General features: G+C 33.6%; 15 protein-coding genes. 1 reads left to right on the top strand and 14 read right to left on the bottom strand.

From position 1 onward, the window contains the following. Positions 1–174: 174 nt before the first annotated feature. The 7 genes from NOVO_07310 to NOVO_07275 are packed head-to-tail and all read right to left on the bottom strand — an operon-like array spanning position 175 to position 15,884. Positions 175–3,096: a Type IV secretion system protein virB6 gene (locus tag NOVO_07310; GenBank protein AIL65804.1), complete on the bottom strand. Its 2,922-nt coding sequence runs from the start codon at positions 3,094–3,096 to the stop codon at positions 175–177. Positions 3,097–3,147: 51 nt separating this feature from the next. Continuing rightward, positions 3,148–5,703, bottom strand: coding sequence for a Type IV secretion system protein virB6 (locus NOVO_07305; protein ID AIL65803.1), 2,556 nt, complete (start codon positions 5,701–5,703; stop codon positions 3,148–3,150). A 20-nt stretch (positions 5,704–5,723) separates the two neighbouring features. Further along, positions 5,724–8,681 (bottom strand): Type IV secretion system protein virB6, encoded by a 2,958-nt coding sequence (locus NOVO_07295; GenBank protein AIL65802.1) that lies wholly within the window; start codon positions 8,679–8,681, stop codon positions 5,724–5,726. Between the two features lie 8 nt (positions 8,682–8,689). Further along, positions 8,690–10,825, bottom strand: coding sequence for a Type IV secretion system protein virB6 (locus tag NOVO_07290; GenBank protein AIL65801.1), 2,136 nt, complete (start codon positions 10,823–10,825; stop codon positions 8,690–8,692). 11 nt (positions 10,826–10,836) lie between these two features. Beyond that, complete coding sequence (locus NOVO_07285) at positions 10,837–13,158, bottom strand: Type IV secretion system protein virB6 (protein AIL65800.1); 2,322 nt, start codon at positions 13,156–13,158, stop codon at positions 10,837–10,839. Next, a complete protein-coding gene (gene virB4_3 / locus NOVO_07280) occupies positions 13,151–15,574 on the bottom strand; it encodes a Type IV secretion system protein virB4 (GenBank protein AIL65799.1) in 2,424 nt (807 codons plus the stop codon). The genes NOVO_07285 and virB4_3 overlap by 8 nt, the downstream gene beginning before the upstream one ends. Before the next feature lie 13 nt (positions 15,575–15,587). Then, positions 15,588–15,884, bottom strand: a complete 297-nt coding sequence (locus NOVO_07275) for a Type IV secretion system protein VirB3 (protein AIL65798.1) — start codon at positions 15,882–15,884, stop codon at positions 15,588–15,590. 381 nt (positions 15,885–16,265) lie between these two features. Here NOVO_07275 and dxs point away from each other — a divergent pair, with 381 nt between their 5' ends. Continuing rightward, positions 16,266–18,191, top strand: a complete 1,926-nt coding sequence (dxs, locus tag NOVO_07270) for a 1-deoxy-D-xylulose-5-phosphate synthase (GenBank protein AIL65797.1) — start codon at positions 16,266–16,268, stop codon at positions 18,189–18,191. A gap of 368 nt (positions 18,192–18,559) precedes the next feature. Here dxs and NOVO_07265 read toward each other — a convergent pair whose 3' ends face one another. The 7 genes from NOVO_07265 to prs form a co-directional block, all read right to left on the bottom strand. Beyond that, positions 18,560–19,198, bottom strand: coding sequence for a hypothetical protein (locus NOVO_07265; GenBank protein ID AIL65796.1), 639 nt, complete (start codon positions 19,196–19,198; stop codon positions 18,560–18,562). Between the two features lie 95 nt (positions 19,199–19,293). Beyond that, positions 19,294–19,473, bottom strand: coding sequence for a hypothetical protein (locus tag NOVO_07260; GenBank protein ID AIL65795.1), 180 nt, complete (start codon positions 19,471–19,473; stop codon positions 19,294–19,296). Positions 19,474–19,541: 68 nt separating this feature from the next. Next, positions 19,542–21,353, bottom strand: a complete 1,812-nt coding sequence (gene typA / locus NOVO_07255) for a GTP-binding protein TypA/BipA (protein AIL65794.1) — start codon at positions 21,351–21,353, stop codon at positions 19,542–19,544. A 244-nt stretch (positions 21,354–21,597) separates the two neighbouring features. Then, on the bottom strand, positions 21,598–22,215 hold the full coding sequence (rpsD, locus tag NOVO_07250) for a Ribosomal protein S4 (protein ID AIL65793.1): 618 nt from the start codon (positions 22,213–22,215) through the stop codon (positions 21,598–21,600). A gap of 227 nt (positions 22,216–22,442) precedes the next feature. Beyond that, positions 22,443–22,997, bottom strand: a complete 555-nt coding sequence (pth, locus tag NOVO_07245; protein ID AIL65792.1) for a Peptidyl-tRNA hydrolase — start codon at positions 22,995–22,997, stop codon at positions 22,443–22,445. Beyond that, complete coding sequence (gene rplY, locus NOVO_07240) at positions 22,994–23,608, bottom strand: Ribosomal protein L25 (protein AIL65791.1); 615 nt, start codon at positions 23,606–23,608, stop codon at positions 22,994–22,996. Before rplY ends, pth begins: the two co-directional genes overlap by 4 nt. A gap of 14 nt (positions 23,609–23,622) precedes the next feature. After that, positions 23,623–24,555, bottom strand: coding sequence for a Ribose-phosphate pyrophosphokinase (gene prs / locus NOVO_07235; GenBank protein ID AIL65790.1), 933 nt, complete (start codon positions 24,553–24,555; stop codon positions 23,623–23,625). Positions 24,556–25,087 lie beyond the last annotated feature (532 nt).

The following is a 25,087-nucleotide window of genomic DNA, read 5'->3' as shown; positions in this document are numbered from 1 at the left end:
TTTTCCTCTAGGAGAGCGTTGTTGCATGGTTCAAAATAACTCTCTTTAGTCATTAACGCTTCGGTGGTGATAATAAAGAAAAGAGCGTCCATATCGTCATTTATTCACTTGTTTTGCACGCATGAACTGCTCTAAAGAGAGCATTTGCTCTCTTAGGCAAAAGTAATATAAATATTAATTTCTTTTCTTATCTTCAAATTTTTTCACCTCTCTTCTTCGTACAGATTGAGTTGAACCCGCTTGTTCAAGCATATTTGCACCTGTTCTATCCAATCCTGTACGCCTTACTGTAGGAGTATAAGAAGTACTTGGTCCTAAATTAGTACCACTAGGTCCACCAGTACCACCAGGACCACCAGGACTACCGCCTCCAGGAGCACCACTTCCTCTACCTGTATTAGGTCCGCCAGCACCAGGACCACCTCCTCCTCCAGGGGCTCCTGGTCCACCAGGCCCAAATCCTCCACCTGTAGGCTCTCCAGTTCCAGGTCCAGCATCTCCAAGGCGTCCTCCTGAACTTTGCATTGACCTTTTACGTAGATTATAAATTTGATTAGCCATGCTACCCACAGTACCAGCACTATATAAACCCCCAAGTGCAGTCCCCACCAGAGGATTAGCGAGTAATGTACCACCAATAATATATTTGGCCCATATATCATTACCCCCTACTATATTACCCGAAGCATTATCAAATATTCCTTTTAACTCTTGATTATACTCTGGCTTAATACCAAATGCTTCTCCAAAACGCTCAGCTACCCCATCAAGATTAGTTCTAACTTGATTAGGATCCTTATAAAATGCATATCGCTCTCCATAAGGATTTACTTTATCATTCATGCCTTTACCAAAATGTCCACCAGTAGCATTATACAAAGCTTGATCTTTTAACATTCCTCCAACTTCTTTTACTGAGTCTATTTTCCCCCCTATCCTATCTTGTAGTTCATGTTTATACTCTTCACCTCTTTTATTTCTATCAATAAGCTTCTGTAGAGGCCTTGGGGTTAATTTTTTACCCATCTTACTATGCATAGTATCAATACCTCCACCTATACTATCTTGCACACGACGTTTAAGGCCTGTTAACATGACTCTCTCTTTTACAGTATCTACATCTTTACTTAAATCTCGTCCTCCGGTTATACGATGATATGCAAGTTGAGTTAATGCGCCACCAGTAATACCTTTAAATGCAGAATCAGCTGTTCCTGCTAAATCTGTGTAGCTGCCTATAACTACCCCTGCTACCCCTTTTGCAATATCAGGCACTATTTTTTGGAATTTCAGCATAATATAGATTAATACAAAGAATAAAAATACGTCAAAAAACGTAACATAAGTGCCAGAAGTAATGCTATCTATTCTTGCTTGATCGTTCGCTTTAGATGAATCTGCTGGTATTAGATATGGTAAATCTGGGTAACGGTTGTCTCTGCACTCATAAGGAGCGCATAAATTTGCGTTTTTACAAGCAAAATTTTTCTGATCTGGATCACATCCTGCAAAAACATCTCCATCTCTTGACCAATATTCAGGTACATCAATACTTCTTAAATCTTTTGTAGGATCAGTACGTACATCCTTCGGATACCAGTATACAATTAAAGGTATATTAAATGGACTAGGTATTTCTAATACTGTTTTTACACATACAGGAAATCCTACCAACACATGTAGTTGATGTAAGACAACTTGAGCCATTAGCGTTAAACCTGCCATCACCATTAGTGGTTGAATTGAATATCCAATAATTTGTTTAAGCCAATTATTAAATAATTCCCTAGTCATTTTAAATAAAATAAATACTAAAAATATAGGAAATAAGGTAATTAATACGCATATAGCTATATAAGCTAATAAATATAATATAACTGCCTTTGCAATAGCTATCATATACACTATCAAAGATGCATAAAATATTAATACAAATACAAAACCCAAGAAAGAAGTAAATAATAAAGACTGAATTTTTGCATTAGTCTCAAATGAAGTAAAAGTAGATACTAAATTATCAAAATAATTTAAGGGACTAGCTCCAGCATCACAACCTACTCCCCCTAAACTACCCACCATGATACATACTAGGCTATCTACTCCTTTTTTAAATAAATCTAAAAAAGTATCATTGAAAAAGTTCCAGCTCGTAGCTGTAGCAGAGACTTGTATAATTAGAGCTATTTTAAATATATGTACAGCTAACTCTTTTTGAGTAATATTAACAATACCAAACATAAAGGCTATGCCTAAAAACATTATGTAAAGCACAAGACAAATTCGAACTACAGTTAAATATTCTGTTTCATTTATCAAATTGTTATAAATAGACTTAGTAGCGGTATCAAGTTGATCTTTAACCCATCCTACCACTGTTGCAATTGGCCCAGGATAAGGATCTGCTACTCCAGACTTAAATATTAATTGATATTGCCCACCGTTATCATCATAATAACTATCTAAAATTCTTAAGTATAAATATCCATTTGCTGGAACCTCTGACGGAGGATTATCATTCCATCCCCCTGCACTAACACCATCTGAGTCAATTAAGGGAGTACTTTCTCCTAAATGGAAAGCTAAACTACCATCAGGAATCTTTTTTAATACTGATTCACTAGCATTAGGATCCGTCCCTTTAGGAACAGCTAACGCATACAATCCTACACCTTTAGTAAATAAGCATATATTATTAGGATCATAAAAACCTGAGGTATTTACTGTTTTACTACAACCCCAATCACTACTCGTACAAGCTCGTAAACTACGTAAAAATAATGGTACATTATCAGTATCACCTGAAGTTCCCCACCACGCTGTCCAACGTGAGTTTTCCCCATTTCTAACTAAAATTACTAATCTACTTCCAGTTAGAGTCAAACGTGCATCTGTCCAAGTAGTTACCTCTTGCCCTTTTTGCGATAAAACGCTTAAATCATGCCCATAAATAGTATCACCACCACGTGCAGATATATTCATCTTATTAAAACCAAAATCATCAGGATCTATACAAGGCTGATTCCAGTCCTTACACCCTACTAGGTTACAAGCTATAATGAATATCGATACTAAAAATTTATTACATGATTTTTTCATATATTTCTATATATTAAATTTATTACACAACACTTACTTAATTTTACATCTTTATTTTCCAATACCACTTACACCTCCTGCTCCACCACCTCCTGGCATTCCTCCTCCACTACTTCCACCTCCCGGTATACCTCCTCCTGAACCACCTCCGCCAGGACCACCTGCTCCACCTCCTGGCATTCCTCCTCTGCTCTTTTCTTTAGATTTAGCTTCATTAATATCACTTCTCTCTTTACGTCTTCCTTTACTACCTTTATCTTGACCTATTGCACCTTTTGCTAAATCTTTGAAATTATCCATAATTGCTCTACTTTGAGATCCTTTACCACTGAAATTAACCCCAAGGGCCCCTGTAATCCAATTAGTTATCTCAGGAGCAAGATCTGCAACTTTCGACATTAGTTTTGCAAATATTAAAAACATCAATAATAATACCAAAAGGGAAAATAAAGGACCACCCATTGCTGTTAAGACATTAGGTAGATCAGTATCGCCAGCATTAGCTGCACCATAAGGTAAATAATAGTTATAACAAAAAAGCTTGACTTTAAATAATCCAAATAAACTAAAATAAAATGGAATAGCGCATCCCCAACAAACTCTAAAACTCATAGCCTGATAAAATGAAAGTAATACTAACTTATTCACAAACATTATACAGGCAAATAATATAACGGGTTGCAGAGAAAAGTTTATTATATATTTTAGCCAATTATCAAATAACTCTTTTGTCCTATTGAATAAGATACAAGCAATAAAAATGGGGGATACAGCTATCATTAGGGATACTGCTATTAATGCAAATAAATAAGCCATTATAGCTTCTACTATAGCCATCATATAAATGATCATTGTGGCTATCACGACGCAAGCATAAATTATACCTGTAATCGAAAATAATAAAGATGTGATTCTAATCCATGTATATTCCGTAAAAAATTGTCCTACAGTTTGGTCAACAAACACAAATAAGCCACTAGTACCAGGAGAAACTGTATTAGTAGTGGTCACAGTAGTAAGTAAATAATCGCTACCGTTTACAAAAATATTAAAAAGATTTTGGGAAAAGAAGCCCCAACTAGCATTACTATTGATTAAATTTAATAATACGCCTATTTTTACAAGCCTAATTACCAAATCAAGCTGGCTAATTTGGACTATACCAACTATGAATAAAATAGCATATACTATTATATACAAGTTAATTAAAGCTACCACCATCTTGTGAAAATAACTATTACCAGCAAGATTACTATATATTGAAGCAGCTGCAAGTCCTACTTGCGCTTTAATAGGGTCGACAAGGCCAGCTATCAAATTTGATAAAGTATGATTACTATTATCTACAGAAACATGTACATAATATTCCCCTGAATTATCTTGATATGCATTTGGAGTATCGTATACCCTTAACCATAAAGTTCCAGTATTATTTGCTGCACCAGAAAAGGTCCCATCAGATAAGGTAGTGGCACTACTTGTATCACCACCATTATTAGGGTCACTACCACTAATTAAAATTTGTAATGCACCTTGAGCATTGGTATTACCATTATTTACGGGGCACCCTAGTACCTTAGCATTTAAACTATATGAGCCTCCATTATCATAAAAACAGCAAGATGATGAGCTTAAATTCCTACACGCAGTATTGGTATCACCAGGGCAATTACAACTATCATAAGCCTGAAATTGTAACTCTCCATCATTGGGAGCCTGTAAATACATTCCTCGTACTAAACCATCATTAAAATAATAGCCTTGTAATCCACCACTCATTTGCTGTTCTGCTGGATCAAAACTCTTATTTATATCATTAATTAATGTATTACCAATATATACTTGTATCCCTATACCATTATAACCATAACATGCACCACCCGTAAATGTTTTAGAAGATTGACCACTACTATCACAGTTGTTTCCACGTTGTACTTTACTAGGAAAATAATATACTCCCCCTCCACCCGAAAGAAGGTTTAATACCAAAAAATCGCCAGCTTTTAGCTGCACACCAGTACGTTGTCTTAGGGAATATTTAGGACAAAAATTGAATGTTGGACTTGAGGCATTACAAAAATACACAGTACCAACAGTACTAAGACTAAAACCTTGCCCCTTTGTTAAAGATAAACCCGTATTATACCAATTACCATAATCACGAGAATTAGAATTATTATACCTTGGAGTTGAAGAATAATAACCATCTCCTTGTACTACGTAATTACCGTTCACATCTTGACCAAAATCTACAGCATCAATACAATCTCCATAAGGAGGGCTACAAGCTGAGACCATATAAAACAACATTACTATAATGGTAGTTCTTATATTAAGTAATACCATTTCCCATTTAAAATTAACCAGCAGTAGTATGAATGGTGAAGTCGATGAGCATACTGTAGTAGGTAAGCGACGAACAACGACGTACATAAGTTCAAATGCTTTTGTTATATATGACAGAGGGAGAATTCTCGAAATACTACAACGTGGGAATTTAAATGGGAAATGGTATAAGGGTTTAACATATGCCAATAGTCGTTTACTTGCGTAAACATTCATACAAGACCGGTAAAAATATTGACATAATTTCTTGAACATACTCACTTATTACTCTTTTAATTAATTTATACTATACCACTTACTCCTGAATCATCATCCTTTGATTTAGGTTGTTGTACTTTATCATTAGTATTGTTTTCTTTTGGACGATCTCTATCAGATTCTTCTTTTTTGCTCTCACGTGCCAGCTCTTCACGAGCCATTTCTTGAATTCTATTACGTTCTTTTCTTCTGCCTATACTTCCCTTATCCATCCCTATTAAATGTTTTGGTGCTTCAGTAAGAGCCTCAGCCATTTGTCCTGCAGCTCCTCCGGGACCTCCCATAGCAGGCGCACTTAAAGAATTAGTTAAAATAGTAGCAATCTTTTGAGAAAAACTACCATACTCGTCGATTAATTTTACTATAATAATAAAAAATATAATCTGGGGAAATAAACCCATAATACTTGAGAGTATACCATGACCTCCGCCTATATTATCCATTCCCCATATGCCAAAAAAGTTTAAGCAAAATAAAGGAATAGATGGCACGCCAGGTATAGGCACTCCTAAATTAAATGGAATTACACATTTCCAACATGCAGCAAAGCCAAACATACCTATAGTTGTTAATAAAATCTGCGTTAAAATACCTAAACCTGTAAGCAAGATAACAGGCTCTAAAGCATATTTTCCTAGATATTTTAACCAATTATCAAAAACATGCCGGGTCATACTAAATAAAATACAAGGTATAAAAATAGGAGCTAGGCTAATTAGTAACCCTGTTGCTACGTAAGCCATCATATATACTATTACAGCCTTAAACATTGCACCAATATATATAAAGACTCCATATAAAATCATTACTAAATATATTATGCCAAATTTTGAGGAAAATAATAAAGCTATTAATCTAAAGACAGCTGTTTTACTAAATAACATTACCGCTAGTACATGATCGGCAAATGTAAAAGGATTTGCAACAGAACCATCATTACCATTCATCATGTTAACAAGCTGTGCCGATCCATCAATAAATATATCAAAAAAGTTGCTGTAAAAAAACTGCCAACTATTTGGGCTAGTAAGAGCTAAGACCAAACCCATCTTCATTACACGTAATACCAAATCTAATTGACTAATTTGTACTAACCCAAACATAAAGGAAATAGCATAAATCATTACAAATAAAGTTAGAAGTGCACGTATAGAGGTTAAATAATCATAACATGTACTTTTATCAGTAGTATTAGAGCAAGTCATTTTATTAAAAATTACCGGAATAGCACCAGTATTTGAATCAAATAAAGTACTTTTAACAATGTTCATGATATAGCAAACAATAGCAGAAAAATAACCACTGGAAATATCACATCCTGTTCCATCCATTACTGTTTCATAACTTAATTCTACTTTATAGCTACCTATATTATCACTATAAGTAGTATCTTGAACTCTTACCCAAACATTTCCAGTTTTATTAACTGGGTTACCTCCATTAGCATTACTCAAAAACTGACCACAGTCCCCCTTAGTAGTATGCTGACTATCTAAGATACATTCTTTATTAGGATCTTTAGTAGTAACAAGCATTTGTAGCCCCCCACTGGGAGCATATTTAACATTAGGACATCCATTAATACCAGGACAACCATAATGCGTTACATAAACTGTATATCCCCCCATATTATCGCCATAACAATTGTTTGCATCATCACAATCCCATATACGAAATTGTAAATTCCCCTCTCCTTGTGTGCTAATTAAATCACTATTTGAGTCACAAGAATTTTTAGTACCTGCTACAAACTCAAAAGAAGTAATAAGTTGATCTTCACTATTATAAGATGAACTTTGTAATGGAAATGTGCCACTACTATCAGTAGGATTTGATCTAGCTCCTATTACCCCATATAATCCTATACCTCGTATATTCCACTCAGCTTGTCCACCACTAGTACACCCTCCCGAAGAACAAATTTTATTACTATTAATAGTTTGAGGCTTCCACGCATCAGGCGCTTTCCCACTCGAACCACCATTCCATGTAGCCCACCTATTACAACTAGGGGGACAATTGGTATTAGTACATGAATTGCATATATCCACGAATTGATCATTTACCTGTTTACGTGGCTCTCCTACAACTATTGCAAATAAATCTCCTTTTTGAATATTAATACCAGTATCGGTCCATTGATAGCTCCTGGAATTAATCGCAAAATCTTTACCTAAACCATTATTTTCACTGACACCATGGGTGCCACATATATATACATTACCAGAGGTTTTAACATTTAGTGTCTGCCCTGATTCCATCCATAAACCAGAATTTAACCATTGTCCTGAATTGGTTTCATTATTATCTTGAACAATTCTGGTACAACCAGGTTCATCCGGGCATCCATACACATAATCTGCTTGTCCTCTTGTACTAGTACAAGTTACAGTACCAGTTTTTGACTTTTCAACTACACATCCTGGATCCCCCGCGTTACAAGTCATTGTACCAGTGACGCCATCGCTTCCTGGTTTACAATTCGGATCATAATTTTCAGCACTTGGTACAATGCTACAAGTTTTTGTACCGGTTGGATTATCTTCAACTTGACATCTAGGATTGGTATCTATATTACAACTTATATGACCACATCCGATGGTATAAGACGAATAATTTCCATCTGCTCGAACAGTTACCTCAGTTTTAGTAGTCATAGTTGCTTGCTTACCATCATTACTAACACTTACATCACTAAAAAAACAAGTTCCAATATCAAACATATCACATGCTGATAAAGTAAAAAATAACGCAATAATAGACATATTACGTATTATAGGTAACAAACAATCATTAGAGTTAGGGAAGTTGAGAATGACACTAGGAGTGAGGATCCGAAACCGACTAAATGCTAGGTAGGGGACGAACGACAACGTGACCATTCCAACTTCGCTGACTATACCTGTTAATACCAATATACTCTTTTGTATTACGGTCCATTTTTTTAAATATACTATAATAAATCTATTTATTACTTTCATATCCAACACTATTTTGACATAGAACTAATATCACCCATATCTTTCATTGAAGCAGCAGAAATACCAGATCCACTTCCAGAACTTTTATTACCACTGTCTCCACCACTACTAGTCGCACTCACTCCTCCAGTACGAGGTCTAGAATCACTTCCATCTCCACCAGCCGCTTCCACACCTCCCTTAGCTTTCGAAGCAGCACCACCTGTTTTTGCATCTGCATATTTCATGGCTAAATCAATCGCTGCATCTACAACAGCATTCGGACTCACTGCCATTGCACCTAAACTTGGTCCTCCACTTACTTCAGCAGCAAAACCACTTAGCATTTTACCAAAACTATAGAATAAGTAAGCAAAGAGAGTAACAGCAAGCATACCTTTAATTAATTTGACCATTACACTTATATTTAAAATGCTTACTTTAAAGAAAAGAGCCGTAAACTCTAAAATAGAATTAGATTTACTAACTAAATCCATATTATATCCAAAAGTATTAATACATGCAGGATCGAGAGAAGGATTGAGTACAAAAAATTTAAATTTAGTAAGAGGTAAAACTATAGTTTTCCAAGTACAAGAACCATAAAATATCTGATCAAAAATGGTAAGCATTAATGCCATAAATGCACTAATTACTACCGGCTGAAGCGCAAATGAAAACATTAATTTTAACCAAGCATCAAAGTAGGATCTCGTAATGCCAAATAAAGCCATAGGTATAAAAATTGGCCCCAAATAAGAAATAATACTCAGCGCAATCAAAGCTATAATAAAAGTATGCACAAAATATACCGCAATTGATATGACAAATATAGAAAATAATATACAAAAAACAGCAAAAATTATTTGGAAACTAAATAAAGCTGGAATAATAAAGGAAAATATCAAAGACAATCCAACTCCAGCCAAATTCGAAGCATTATTAAAACCTAAATAATAGGCAATTCTACAATCTAAAGCATCCCATAATGCTAAATAACTATATCCAGATTTATATTCACTTACATTATATTTACACAAACCTTGGCTTCCACCAGCTTGAAACATCATATTGGATAAATCATTCGCGGCTCCTACAAAACCAGGAATGATATGTTTGGTTAAGCCATCTTCATAACGACCAGTATCAGAGTTGTATATCCCTACTGCAAAATATGCCACCAATATTATCTTTATTATAAAGATAAAAATTTCAGAATTTTTAGGAATATTTCCACCAAGTGCTATTTTGATACCAAAAATTATAATAGTTAAAGCTACCAATATCTGGACTATTTTACGCATATTATTTTGGAAAGTAGGAAATAAATTAGCATTCATTCCATTGGTACCTGCGCAAGATGCTGGATCAACAAATACTTTAAAAATGGTTTCTCTCACACATTGCATAAGAGCCCCAGTAATAGGAAAGAAACTCAAAGAATATCTTGAGGCTAAACTCGTACATGAGGTACCTACATAACACCCTGCCATAAAAGTTATTTCCGGAGGAGGAACCATATACTTACACCCTAAAGTTTGCCAACCAGTAAAGCTCCAATATTGAACACACAACCTATCTCCAACAACTGTAACCCTAATATTTTTTAATAATCCATAGGTATAACCATTTTGTGCCCTACATGTATAACCTTTCAATATATTGCCATCACATCCTTTGGTACTACCACTCCACATACCTATAAAAAATGAAGCAGCACCATTCATTTTAAATCTTAGATCATTGGTATATGGGCCTGTATAATTCGGGTCAGAATATTTATCAACCATTACAGGGGTATTACATCTAATAACTGGCTTATTATTATCGTCACAAACTGCACCATTACTATTTCCGGAAGGATATGAAGGAGTACTTTCTCCATTAATATCACTACACTTTCCTGATGCTTTTTCTCCTTCACAATCTTCATTACTTTTCATTGAGAATCCAGATTCTATTATTAAGCTGACACCGAGTGTTCCAACAGCACCTAAAAGGTCATTTAATAAATTGTTATCATCTATACAACTATCCCAACCAGCAGCTGCAGGCTTCGCATTAATAGTAATTATTAACATCACCAACAACATAATCTTTGTATAATGCCTTATATAATTAAAGCTTCTAAGCAGTATAAATATTATCGTCAAAGGGTATTGCATATCTTTATCCTTTATCCTTTATCCTCCGTAGATTTAGAACTACTGCTAGATAAATCTTTCCTAGTTACTGTCTCACTTCTAGAAGCACCAGAACTAGACTCTGAAGAAGAACCAAAATCAGTCCTAGCTGATATACCTTGTGATTTGGTTGCTTGATTATTACTTGTATTGCCTCCTCTCTGAGTGGTAGACTCTGCTCCTGACTGCAAAGCTGATTTCGTACCCTCTTTCACAGCGCTTGTAGCGGCCTTGACCCCCGCTCTAACTGCTTGCTTTGCTGCTTCTTTTGCAGCTTGTTTTGCAGTTTGAGTAGCAACAGTAACACCTGCTCCTGCCCCTGCAGTTGCAACAGTAAATGCGGCCATTACTAGATTTACAGCTTTTTCTGCTAAATCTAGAGCTTTATTAGTAATTGCATTAGGACCAATTGCAAGAGCTCCTAAACTTGGACCACCTGTAATATCAGCTGCAATCGCCGATACAGACTCAGCAAAGAAGTAAAATAAACAAGAAAATATTACAATGACCAATAATCCATTAAATACATTGTTAGGCAGAGATGATAATACTGAGATATCAAAGAAAATAGCAGCAGTCTTTGTAGATATAACGCTATCACTACTTAACATTTTAGCCATTGCGTAACCAAAGCTTTTTTGACAAGCATCTGGCTGGTTGGTAGCGAATTCAAAAAAAGGCGTACTTCCCGATACCACAGATTTATTCCATTCGCAATTAGTATAAAATGCCTGATCAAATATGGTAAGCATTAAAGCTAAGAAACCACTAATAACCATAGGTTGCATAATAAACGATAAGAGCATTCTGCTCCAGCCGTCAAAATAAGCCTTAGTAGGCTTAAATAAAGCCATAGGCACGAATATAGGAGCTATATATATCATTATACCAATAGCAATAAGAGCAATCACATAAGTATGTATAAAAAATACACACACTGATACAAATAAAATTGCAAAACACAAAGCTAATATAATAAACAATATTTGTAATGAAAAGAAAGCCGCGCCAATTGCAGAAAATATATTATAATTAAATATTGGCAAAGGCACAGAAGAATTTATACCACTACCCCCTATTTGACCTGCTGCATCCTTTGGAGCTACAATCAGAAAATAAAATGCTATTCTACAATCTAGAGCATCCCACAATGCTAGATATTCATACCCAGGATCATAATCAACACATCCAGCACAATGTTGACATAATGTACAGGGTGTATATGAACATAAGTTTGAATTACCACCAGCTTGGAAAGCTATATTAGCGAGCGAATTTGCAATACCCATAGAATATGGAACTAAATACTTACTTAGACCATCTTCATAAGATGAATTAACACTATATGCGGAATGAGGATTTGTTGTTTTATTTCCCATATAAATGCCAACAGAAAAATATAAAACAAGAATCATTTTCATAACAAATACAAACCACTCCCCTTTATCAGGAGCACTTGGACCTAGAGCAGTTCTAATACCAAACAAAACTACATACAACATCAGAGCAGACATAACTGTTTTGCGCAGAGCATTTTGCATTTGAGGTAAAATATTGACCTTAACATTACCATGTTCATCTTTACATGTTTCTTCACTAAGCATAGCTTTTTCTACACTTTCTTTAACACATTCTACAATCACCGAACTCATTGGAAAGAATCCCTTAGAATGTTGTTTAGCACGATCAGCACATGAAGGTGAGACATAACATGGATCATATGCTAAGCTCATGGTACTCCCAGCAGTATTATATTTACACCCCATTGTAGTCCAACCTAGGGAGCCTAAGACTTGTATACAAATTTTTGATCCTGTATCTATTGATCGAAAAAATGCCCCTTGGATATATTTATAATTATCAGTAACACTAGTTGGATCCATTGTAAAACATTGCCTAGAGCCACCAACTGGAGAATAACAAAATTTAATTTTCTGGGTAGGAACGCTACATAACGGTAACACATTACCTGCAGTATCATATAAAATAGGTGTACCATCACTATAAGTTTTAGCACCTGATGCAGGCTTTTCTCCTTCTGCATCTGAAGCATTCATATCAAATCCATCTATAAAAATACTATATTCCGCCATGCGAGAAATAAATTTATTTATATTGGTATTAATATCATCTTCTACTAAACAACTAGCATCACTTTTACAGCTATTATCCTCTAAACAACTACCTACCCCCGCTAAACTATCTACAATTAAATTATCACATATATATAATAATAGTATTATCTTTAAAATACCAAATAACCACATTATAGGCATAGATAATATTCGAACTCTATATAGTGCATATCTAGTCATTTTTCCGATTTACCCTTTCATAAAAAATAGGTAACCATACATCTGGATCATCACCAACTTCCTTACGGATTTCATCTAGCAATAATACAGTTTCTGTCCTACCAGATAATACATTTATAATATTATTCATACCCGAAAGATCTATTCTTCCTACAATAGAATTAGTACCCTGTTTTACTAAGAAGAAACGACTTGCTGGATCAGTAGTTTTGATTAAAATATATTCACGTTCACTTAACATAAAGGCCGTACGATATACACTTGTAGCTTTTAAATTAGGCAAAAATATTTGAGTAGCGGTTTGTTGTATCAAAGTATCACTAATGGCACTTTTACTAGCATCTTCTACACTCTGCGTTGCAAAAATTACAAAAGTATTTAGTTTTCTTAATACTTTAAGCCAATCTTTTATTTTAGGAGCAAAGATAGGATTATCAATAAGTGCCCATGCCTCATCTAGTACTATCATAGTAGGCGTGCCATCAAGTGAAATATTAATTTTATGAAATAGATACAAAAGGACAGGACCAAGACAAATAGGGTTTTTTAGCAATTCAGCCATTTCAAAACCAAATATTCTTTCCTTTTCTAAATCTAAATAATCCTCTTTGTTATCAAAAACCCTAGCATGAGATCCTTTGCTATGCCACATAGCTAACCTACTTGCTATACTGCCCCCAGTTTCCATACCTAGAAAGGGAGCAATATTACGTAATACACGATCTTTTTGAGCTAATTTATAATTACCCTCAACCGCTGATGATAACAACATTATATCTTCAGACGATAAAATTTCCCCGTGAATTGTGACTAGTATTTTTAACCATTCAAGTATAAAAGTTCTATTTTCTCCACTATCTTTAAGCTGCAAAGGATTAAAACCACAAGGCTTACTAGGATCAACGTTAATATGCACACCACCTAATGCTCTAATAAAAATTTCTGCCCCACGATCTTTATCGAAAAAGAACATACGACATTTAAATTTCTGCGCCTGAGCACAGAGAAAATTCATAAGTACAGTTTTACCAGCACCAGTTGGACCTATAATGAGTGTATGACCCACATCTCTTACATGAAAGCTGAAAAAATATGGAGTACCAGAAGTAGTATCTAAAACTGTTACCGCATCTCCCCAGTGATTACCTTTAGGCTTACCTGGAGGATAATTATGCTGCGAAGCAAATCCTGCTAAATTTAACGTATTAATTACAGCTTTACGTACTATATATGAATAATTACCCGGTAACTGACCCCAATAACACGGTTCTAAATTCATCTTTTCCCTTATAGCCTGTATTCCACCATTAGATAATTCTACTACCGTTTGCGCTAATGCATTTTCAAGAGACTTAGGCGTATCTTCAATACACATAACAGTTAAATGATGCTCTCCAAACCCTATATCACCGCTCATTGCCATATCTAACGCTTGTGATATTTCAGCTATTTGTGAAACAGCTTTGTCTGCTGATTGAATCATACGATTCTGTTGTAACTGCATTTTATTAATAGCAACTTGCCTATTAGTAAAAGTAAAGGACTGGGTCATAATAAATTCAAATGGTAATTGTAAAAAACCATCAAACTGACCAGCAGAAGTAGTTGGACCATATTCTTTAATGCTAACTATACCAGCATATTTACGCCCCATAGCTCCTCTAACTTCTATAGATTTATTACCAAAATATAATCTATGATGAGGCAGGTAATGGTCTATAGTGGAATGAGGATAACGGACAGGAATAGAAACACCACAATTTGCTATTTTCCCTAAAAATTCTAACATCTCTGAAAATACGCCATGTTTAGTTTTGACTACTCCAAGTAGTTCGGGATTATAATCCCGAAAAGTAGTCATAATTCTACCAACCATTTCTTCCAGCTCTTCATAAGCTTCTTTCATATCAGCTTCCCAAGCTGTTTTATCAGTTCTCTGTTTAAATTTCTTTAATAAATGCTCTACAATTGCTGCACCTTTAGTATCTGCTTTGCGTATTATAGTTACATAAAGTTCATTTACATAAGCTAGGTGTGAGATATGCTTTTTACGCCATTCATCTTCTACATAGGTAGCAAAATTCTGGCTAATTTTAATATTAGGATCCATTGAAAAATCATCATCACTGGAAACGATACTTTGTTTACGTCTAATGGTGTGAAAATATATCGCTAAATTACCAGAACTCATATTTTTAAATAATAAGTTACGAATATTTTTTCTGATATCCACATCTTCATCATCAGCAGTTTCAAAAGAAAAACCACCAATCCTGATTATTTGCATTAATTCTTCTTTTTTCGTTAAGATAGTATTTTTATTCCAATGACAATGGTAAGGAATAAAATGACCTGCTGAGTATTCCTTTTCAGCATATTTATGTTTTTTTGTACGTGTAATAGCAAGCTTTATCATTTACTACTCACCTTCAATACATATCATACGAATTTGCTCCATGAAATAGCTTGTTTTTACAGTGAGTACATTTTTGTGCCCTTAAAATAAACAACTCCATAAACAATGGCTCTTTAAAACATATTATATATCCTATTAAATGGAGCACCGGTATAGCTATAAAAGTTCTTAAATCAGAGCTATTAATAAAATACATCATACAACTTAAACTGTATAATATTACAAAAGGAAAGCTAACTCCTAAAAACATAGTGGGACGCGTTAAACCTACGAATAAAGGATCTGCCTGTAATTTACCAGTACTAGCCATAAAATTCCTTACCTTACATAATTATAAAAGCTTATAATATATTTTATTAACTATACTCCAATTTTATTAATTTTGGTATCAAAACAAACACTAGCTTTTATACCAAAAGATAATAATTTTATTATACGATCTTATTTCAGGATCATAGAAAATATAGCAATAATTTGTTAAATATTTACAAACATACTTAATAATGTTATAGAGCTAGTATAAATAATTTGTTAACTAACATAATAAATAAAAGCTATATTAGATTAAATTTAATATTTTAATGTTATTAACGCTTTTACACTATAATTAATAACAGTATAAAGCTTCCAAAAGTTGAATCAACTTTCAGCTTAATTATACACAAAACTAGTTATCTAAAGGAATAATATTGTGGCCCATAACACTTCTTTACCACATTTAGAGCATAAACGTTTATTAGATATGGTTAATTATCCACAATCATTAAAAAAATTATCTATAGCCGAATTAGAATTACTATGTGCGGAACTTCGAACAGAATTAATCAACATAGTATCTAAAACTGGAGGACATTTAGGTGCAGGACTTGGGGTGATAGAATTAACAGTAGCCTTACATTATATTTTTGATACTCCACATGATATATTATTATGGGATACAGGACATCAAAGCTATCCGCATAAAATATTAACTGGTAGGAAAAACTTAATGCACACTTTAAGGCAGGCAAACGGAATTTCAGGTTTTGTATCGCGCGCAGAAAGTATATACGATAGTTTTGGAACTGGTCATAGCTCAACCAGTATATCCGCAGCCTTAGGTATGGCAGTGGGAAGAGATCTAAAAAAAGAACAAAAAGATGTTATTGCAATTATAGGAGATGGAGCTTTAAGCGCAGGCTTAGCATATGAAGCAATGAATAATGCTGGTTCAATGAATATGCGCTTAATAGTTATCTTGAATGATAATGATATGTCAATTTCCAGGCCCGTTGGAGCGTTAAGTACTTATTTATCAAAACTTATTTCCTCCAGCCCTTATTTAAATTTTCGCAATAGGGCAAAACAACTTTTAAGCCATTTACCTAAATCCATTGAACATGCTGCAAAGCGTGTAGAACAATGTGCCAAAACTATTGCTACTCATAGTAATTTTTTTGAAGAAATGGGTTTTTACTATATTGGACCTCTTAATGGTCATAATCTAACAGATCTATTACCTGTCTTAAAAAATATAAAAGATGATTACAGCTTTAACCAACCTGTATTAATTCATGTAGTTACAGAAAAAGGTAAAGGATTTAATTCCAAAGAAAACTGTAAAGAAAAATTCCATGCGGTAAGCAAATTTGATCCCTCTACTGGTATACAACAGAAAGTTACTCAACAAAATGATACTTATACAAAAATATTTGCTAAAAGCTTAATTAATCTTGCTAAGCAGGACGATAAAATTGTAGCTATTACTGCAGCGATGCCATCAGGTACTGGACTGAATTTATTCGCAGAAGAATTCCCAAGTAGAATGTTTGATGTAGGTATCGCAGAACAACATGCCGTAACTTTTGCTGCAGGGCTCGCATGTGAAGGTCTTAAACCATTTGTTACTATTTATTCTACTTTTTTACAACGTGCTTATGATCAGATTATACATGACGTTGCATTGCAAAAACTACCGGTACGTTTTGCCATTGATCGTGCGGGTTTAGTTGGAGCAGATGGACCAACGCACGCTGGTTCCTTTGATATATCTTTTCTTACAATTTTGCCAAATTTTATAGTAATGGCTGCCAGTGATGAAAATGAATTAAAATTAATGATCAACACTGCTGCTGCTATTAACGATTCTCCTTGTGCTTTCCGTTATCCACGTGGTGAATCGATATCACCTATCATGCTAAATCCCGAAGAAAAAATATTACCAATAGGAAAAGGTAGAGTTATAAAACAAGGAAATGACATTGCTATCTTTTCTCTTGGAACACGTCTTAAAGATTCGCTGAGTGCTGCTGATATACTCATGCAAGAACATAATATTAGCACGACAGTAGTAGATGCAAGATTTGCAAAACCCTTAGATTATAATTTATTAAAACAACTTGCTACCCATCATAAACTAATTATTACTATTGAAGAAGGTAGTATTGGAGGATTTGGTACACAGGTATTAACATTTTTAGCTAATAATTCATATCTTAATGGTTCATTACAAGTTAGAACTTTACATTTACCGGATCGATTTATTGAACATAATCATAATATAACTAATATGTATGGTGAAGCTGAATTAAATAGTTCTAATATAGTTAATATTGTTTTAAATACTTACAAAAAATAGTTTTTTATGTAGGTTAAACATATAAACTGCCTATAACAATTAATATAGTAAAAATATTTGAATTTGCGTACGTGGCCTTGGCGCAGCCATGTAATGTCCCATAATTCCTCTCGATTACATATTCTCTCTTGCTCTTATTATATAACTTCTTTTTAATCCATCAACCCTTGAAACTATACAGCTAGTCTTAATTGCTTTTGATAAAAGCATTGATACATACAGGATTTACAACGAATATAGATAGATCTAATTTTGCAATTATCTTTAAGTTTAGTACCATAAAACAGCATCGCACCTTCTTAACATTTTTTCCCACCACTAATATAGCAAAGATGGACATCACTTCTATAGTAAAAAAACAGTGTGTGTTAGCGAATTTCAGATAACTTAATACATTTTTTAAATTCTTCAACAAAATTTTGTATCTCAGGAAGAATTAAACGTCTCTTACCTTCAGTTATATATTTCTGAGAAATTTGATTAAAACAATTTTGATATTGATTTTCTAAGCTCTTTTCATAATTTACCTCATTAAAATTAATTGCTGTTAGGGTATCTCCATAAAATTCAGCCTCACCTATACAACATATCGCACAACTATCTAATAAATCATAATTTTCTTCAACCATTTTAAATATTCTCATCAAATCTTCATCTTTAACTATATTACTTTGATGGTTAAGAAGATCAAACATATTAGAGGAAGTAATATTTTGCTTATATATAAGTATATTATTTTCTATTTTAGCATCTGTAATGCTGCCATTACAACGGTCTCCACCTGGACCATCCTTAATCAATATGAAGTTGTTTTTAACACGCTTTAAAGGATTAATATCACTAAAATGACCAGTTCCACCTCCTGACCACTGCCTCCATATCATCAGAACATTATCAATTTTTCCTAAATACTTATATCGATCATATATCTCTGAGCTTCCATCTTTATAGCGACCTCTGTAACCCATAAATCCTTCAGAAATTTCTTCTGGATAATCTTCATACATCTCTAGATTTGGATCTTTTTTAATGCATTCTTCAAGACTAAGGGGGTCAAAACGACTACTATCGACTGTTATTCTACTAAAGCAAAAAGGAGGTATTATCTGACCCTATAATACATTTCAGGAGGCATCATAACCTCACTAGCCAATACTTGCTGCATCAGCAATATTATCATTACAGCAACTTTTCTTATTAGACTAGAGGTAATTATAGCCTCCTCTTCACACATTAATAGAGTTCTAAGGGTTTTAGGAACATTAAAAATTTTCAACTCCATCCTTTTTATGTCACTGAATCCGCTATTAACTATCTTAATTTATAAATTAGATATTAACAATAATGTTTCTAATTATTAGATTTAGCTCTTTTTCTTTCATTAGGGTCTAATAGCTTTTTACGTAATCTAATATTCTCAGGTGTAACTTCCACAAGCTCATCATCTTTTATATAAGACAAAGTTTCTTCCAAGGTAAAAACTTTATATGGCGTAAGTTTTATATTTTCATCACTACCAGCAGCACGTATATTCGTCAATTGTTTACCTTTAATAGGATTCACCTCAAGGTCATTATCACGGTTATGTTCTCCAATAATCATACCTTCATAAACCTTTGTTCTAGGAGCTATAAAAATAACGCCTCTGTCTTCTAGATTCCATAAAGCATAGGCAGTTACTTCTCCAGTTGAATTAGAAATTAAAGCACCATTACGTCTTGAAACAATTTTACCTTTATATGGCTGATACTCTAAAAAGATACGATTTAATACCCCGGTACCACGCGTATCATTTAAAAATTCACTCTGATATCCTATTAATCCTCTAGATGGAACATTAAATATAATACGTACTTTCCCGCCAGTAGATGGCTTAATATCCTTTAATTCACCTTTTCTACTAGATAATTTTTCAACCACAATACCATTGTGATTTTCGTCTACATCGATAATTACTTCTTCAATTGGTTCCAATAATTGGTCATTTTCATCTTTATTAAATAATACTTTTGGCCTTGAAACAGATAGTTCAAATCCCTCACGCCTCATATTTTCTATCAATACACCTAATTGTAATTCACCTCTACCGCCAACTTCAAAGCTTTCTCCATTCGGAGAAATACTCAAAGTTATAGCCACATTACTTTCCGCTTCTTTTGCTAGTCTATCTAAAATCATACGCGAGGTAACTTTTGATCCTTCACGACCTGCAAATGGTGAATTATTTACACTAATAGTAATAGACATAGTAGGTGGATCAACAGGGGTAGAATTAATTGCTGTTTCTACTAAAGGGGCACATATCGTATCTGCAACAGAAGTTTTATCAAATCCAGCAATAGCTACTATATCCCCAGCTTCCGCCACTTCAATTGGCACTCTCTCAATTCCTTTAAAACCAAACAATTTAGTTAATTTAGTATTTTCAATTAATTTACCTTCTAAATCAATACCCTTAACTACAGATCCAACTTTTGCACTCCCAGAATATACTTTTCCTATTAAAATACGTCCTACATATGGATCCATAGTTAAAATACTTGCAAGCATAGCAAATGGCGCATTTAAATCTACAGCTGGTGCATTTACATGCCTTTTTACTACATTAAACAATGGCTCTAAATTCTCCCCTATTATATCAGCCTCTTCAGTCGCCCAACCATTACGACCTGAAGCATATAAAACTGGAAATTCTAACTGTTCCTCAGTTGCATCTAAAGAGAAAAATAAATCAAACACTTCATTGAGAACTTCATTAGTACGACTATCAGGACGATCCACTTTATTAATGACTACTATCGGCTTTAAACCAATTTTTAGCGCTTTAGATAATACAAACTTTGTTTGCGGCAAAGGTCCTTCAGATGCATCAACTAGTAATATTACCCCATCCACCATTGATAGTACTCTTTCTACTTCACCTCCAAAATCAGCATGGCCAGGAGTATCAATAATATTATATTTTATGTTATCAAAATTAATTGAAGTACACTTAGCTAAGATAGTTATACCACGCTCTTTTTCAATATCATTACAATCCATAACTCTTTCTGAAACAGCTTGGCTATCACGAAAGGTACCACTCTGTTGTAACATACTATCTATTAAAGTTGTTTTACCATGATCAACGTGAGCTATAATTGCAATATTTCTAATTTCCATCTTTTTACTTTTTTATACATTTTAAAAATATTGGCTTAATAAAATGATTTAGCCAATTACCAATTAAACGATAGCAAATTAAGCTCTTTTAATTTACTATATTTATAGCCAAAGTAATTTAAAATAGTACATGCACAACGAACGATAAAGTAATATTTAAACTGCTTAAGCTATATAAAATAAAATAAGGCAAACTCATCAAAAACGAGCTTACCTTATTTTAAAAATACATCAATATTGTATATTACCTTGAGTAATACTCAACTACCAAATTAGGAGCCATTAAAACAGGATAAGGCACATCTGCAAGCTTAGGAATTCTTAAAAATTTCCCTTGCATATTTTCAGTATTAACTTCCATATACTCTGGTATATCACGTTCCATCTTTTGCAATGATTCAACAATAGCCAACATTCCCTTAGATTTTTCAGCCACTTCTATAATATCACCATCTTTTACACGGTAACTACCAACATTAACTATTCTACCATTTACCTTTATATGCTTATGACTCACAAGTTGACGAGCGGCAAACACAGTAATACCAAAATTTAACCTGTATACCACTGAATCTAATCTACGCTCTAATAAACCTATTAAATTTTCCCCAGTATCACCCTTCATTCTAATGGCTGTCTGGAATATTTTTCTAAACTGTTTTTCAGGTATATCGCCATAATATCCCCTCAATTGCTGTTTTGCACGTAATTGAGTACCATAATCTGAACTCTTCCTATTAGCAGTAGGACCATGCTGCCCACGAGGATAATTTCTTGTATTATAAGGATCTTTAGCACGTCCCCACAAATTAACCCCTAACTGACGACTTCTTTTATATTTAACTGTTTGAATTTTTGTCACTTCATCCCTTTAAGTTTTGTTAATATACAACATGTACTCCATCAATAGAATACCTTACTTATTTGAGCTTGGCAGTAGATAGCTACCCTATTATTTAGTGCCTTATAACTAACACCTAACTTCCTTAAAACTGCTATAAATTACAGCTATATAGGCTTTACTCTATATATAAATAATTACTATCTGTCAACATAGAACTTAAAAGTAATAAATATAAATTCAAATACTTAAGCTATAGCTTTTTTAAACCCTTCCAAATCTTTCTTAAATATATATTCCAAATTATCACTAATTCTTACTAACAATTGATCTATTATCTCTAATTCTTGGGTAGTTAATTTTGCTAAAACATAATTAGATACTTGTTCTTTGAGTAGCGGCCTGCCCACACCTACCCTTAATCTAATATATTCAACACCAATATAGCTATCCAAAGATTTAAGGCCATTATGTCCTCCATTACCGCCACCAATTTTCACTTTTAAATTTCCCAAAGCTAAATCAATATCATCATGTATAACAATAATACTATCTATAGGAATTTTATAAAAATTTTTAATTTGCACTAAAGATTTCCCAGAGCAATTCATATAAGTCATTGGCTTTACAGCAATAATTTTTTCACCCGAAATTATAGATTCATATAATAATGCATTAAATTTAGTATGGGTACTAAAAGAACTATGGCGACTAACAATTTCATCTATCGCCATAAAACCTATATTGTGTCTTGTATTACTATACTTAGGCCCAGGATTACCTAGACCTACTATTAATATCATTTACTATCTGCTTGAGAATTTTCTGTTGAATCACTTGCCTCATCCGCAGAAGTTCTACCAATAATGGTAGCTATGGTAACACTACGTTCAGTAACTGTACGCACCCCTTCAGGTAATGCCACATCTGTAAGATGCAAGCTACGCCCTATATCTAATTCTGCCACATTTACTTCAAGCGAGTGCGGTATTTTACTAGGATGACACATAACTTCTATATTATGTGTAATAATATTTAAAATCCCCCCTCTTTTTATTCCTATACATTTATCTTCACCAACAAAATGTAAACTAATTACTACCTTCACTTCTGCATTTTCAGACACATGAATAAAATCTACATGCTCAATTCTATCTGTAACAGGATGTAATTGTACTAATTTAGGCAATACTTGATATTTATTTTTATTTAATTCTATGTAAAATAAGTTTGTAGTAAAGTTACCTTTATAATAATAGCTATTTATCTCTTTTTCATTTAAAGAAAAATGTATATTTTCTTTATTTTGGCCATAAATAACTGCAGGTATTTTACCTAAACGACGCAAAGTACGGCTTCCACCCTTGCCTAATCTTTCTCTTGCTTCTGCAGATAGTGGTAAAATTGTTGACATTTTTATAAACCTCCTTAATCAAATAAACTAGAAACAGATGTTTCTTCAGAAATACGTTTAATTGCCTCAGCTATAAGTGGTGCAATAGTCACCTTTCTTATATTATGAGCATTTTTTATTTTATCATCTAAATTAATACTATCAGTAATTACCAGTGCTTTTAGCTCAGACTTAGTTACTAATTCTACAGCTTGACCAGATAATACTCCATGCGTAACATATGCACTAACTGACTTAGCACCTTTTTCTTTCAGTGCAGCAGCTGCATTACACAAAGTTCCGGCAGAATCTACTATATCATCTATTAATATACAATCTCTATCCTGCACATCCCCAATAATATTCATCACTTCTGATACATTTTCTCTATCACGCCTTTTATCCACTATAGCTAAATCAATATCAAGACGCTTTGCTACTGTACGCGCTCTAAACACCCCGCCTATATCAGGAGATACTATCATAAGATTATCTCTAGAATAATTTTTCTTTATATCTTCTATAAGTACAGGAACAGCATATAAATTATCTACCGGTATATCAAAAAATCCCTGAATTTGACCAGCATGCAAATCAACAGTTAATACCCTATGAGCTCCAGCCAAAGTAATTAAATTAGACACCAGCTTTGCTGAAATAGGAGTTCTAGGTGCAGGTTTACGATCTTGCCTTGCATAACCAAAATATGGTATTACTGTTGTAATACGCGCAGCAGAAGCTCTTTTTAAAGCATCTAAAGTAATTAACAGCTCCATTATATTATCATTCGCAGGAAATGATGTCGATTGTATTACAAAAACATCCTGACCACGTACATTTTCTTGTATAGCTACAAAAACTTCTCCATCTAAAAATCTTCTTATAGATGCAGGAGTCAAAGACATCCCAAGATGGCTTGCTATCGATTCTGCAAGTAAAATGTTACTATTACATGATAATATTTTCATATATGCTTAACCAAATAGGTACTTATACATTAATACACTTAAATATTTAAAATCGGGAACTTAGCATAATAAATTATATATGTAAATGTAATCTTTATAATCTTATTTTTTACCAGGATAAAACTATATAAGGATTGAATATGCCATAAGCTTTTATGTCTCTAACTATGATAAATTAACTTATATCTCTTTTTGCTGCAAATTACCGTTTAATTTGCGCTCAAAATCCTATAAAAACAGGCTTTTTACAAAATTAGGTGCCCAGACCTTAGCAAGTAGAGACATTTATTTTTACTCAGAAAGTAGAATATTTGATAAAATTAAGTCAAGATCAAAGCAGAAAAAGCAACCTAAAGCCAATTTAGATCATGCTAAAGAGTAAGCTTTTTAATTTAGCCCTAAGTGTATCCATTTTATATATAGCAAAGACAATTTAAAACAATACGAGGCACGAAGCGTAGAAATGCTATTGTAGGTAACAAACAACAAAGTAATATTTAAATTGCCGCAGCTATAAATATTGATACATTAT

The organism is Rickettsiales bacterium Ac37b, assembly GCA_000746585.2.
Taxonomy (GTDB): domain Bacteria; phylum Pseudomonadota; class Alphaproteobacteria; order Rickettsiales; family Arcanibacteraceae; genus Ac37b.
The sequence above is the reverse complement of the archived record's forward strand: the minus strand, read 5'-3'. Positions and strand labels throughout refer to the sequence as shown.

Coding starts and splice junctions, on each gene's coding strand:
- NOVO_07310 (AIL65804.1), bottom strand. CDS start 3,096: ATGAAAAAATCATGTAATAAATTTTTAGTATCGATATTCATTATAGCT.
- NOVO_07265 (AIL65796.1), bottom strand. CDS start 19,198: ATGTATGAAGATTATCCAGAAGAAATTTCTGAAGGATTTATGGGTTAC.
- virB4_3 (AIL65799.1), bottom strand. CDS start 15,574: ATGATAAAGCTTGCTATTACACGTACAAAAAAACATAAATATGCTGAA.
- prs (AIL65790.1), bottom strand. CDS start 24,555: ATGAAAATATTATCATGTAATAGTAACATTTTACTTGCAGAATCGATA.
- NOVO_07285 (AIL65800.1), bottom strand. CDS start 13,158: ATGACTAGATATGCACTATATAGAGTTCGAATATTATCTATGCCTATA.
- NOVO_07290 (AIL65801.1), bottom strand. CDS start 10,825: ATGCAATACCCTTTGACGATAATATTTATACTGCTTAGAAGCTTTAAT.
- typA (AIL65794.1), bottom strand. CDS start 21,353: ATGGAAATTAGAAATATTGCAATTATAGCTCACGTTGATCATGGTAAA.
- NOVO_07275 (AIL65798.1), bottom strand. CDS start 15,884: ATGGCTAGTACTGGTAAATTACAGGCAGATCCTTTATTCGTAGGTTTA.
- NOVO_07295 (AIL65802.1), bottom strand. CDS start 8,681: ATGAAAGTAATAAATAGATTTATTATAGTATATTTAAAAAAATGGACC.
- rplY (AIL65791.1), bottom strand. CDS start 23,608: ATGTCAACAATTTTACCACTATCTGCAGAAGCAAGAGAAAGATTAGGC.
- NOVO_07260 (AIL65795.1), bottom strand. CDS start 19,473: ATGGAGTTGAAAATTTTTAATGTTCCTAAAACCCTTAGAACTCTATTA.
- pth (AIL65792.1), bottom strand. CDS start 22,997: ATGATATTAATAGTAGGTCTAGGTAATCCTGGGCCTAAGTATAGTAAT.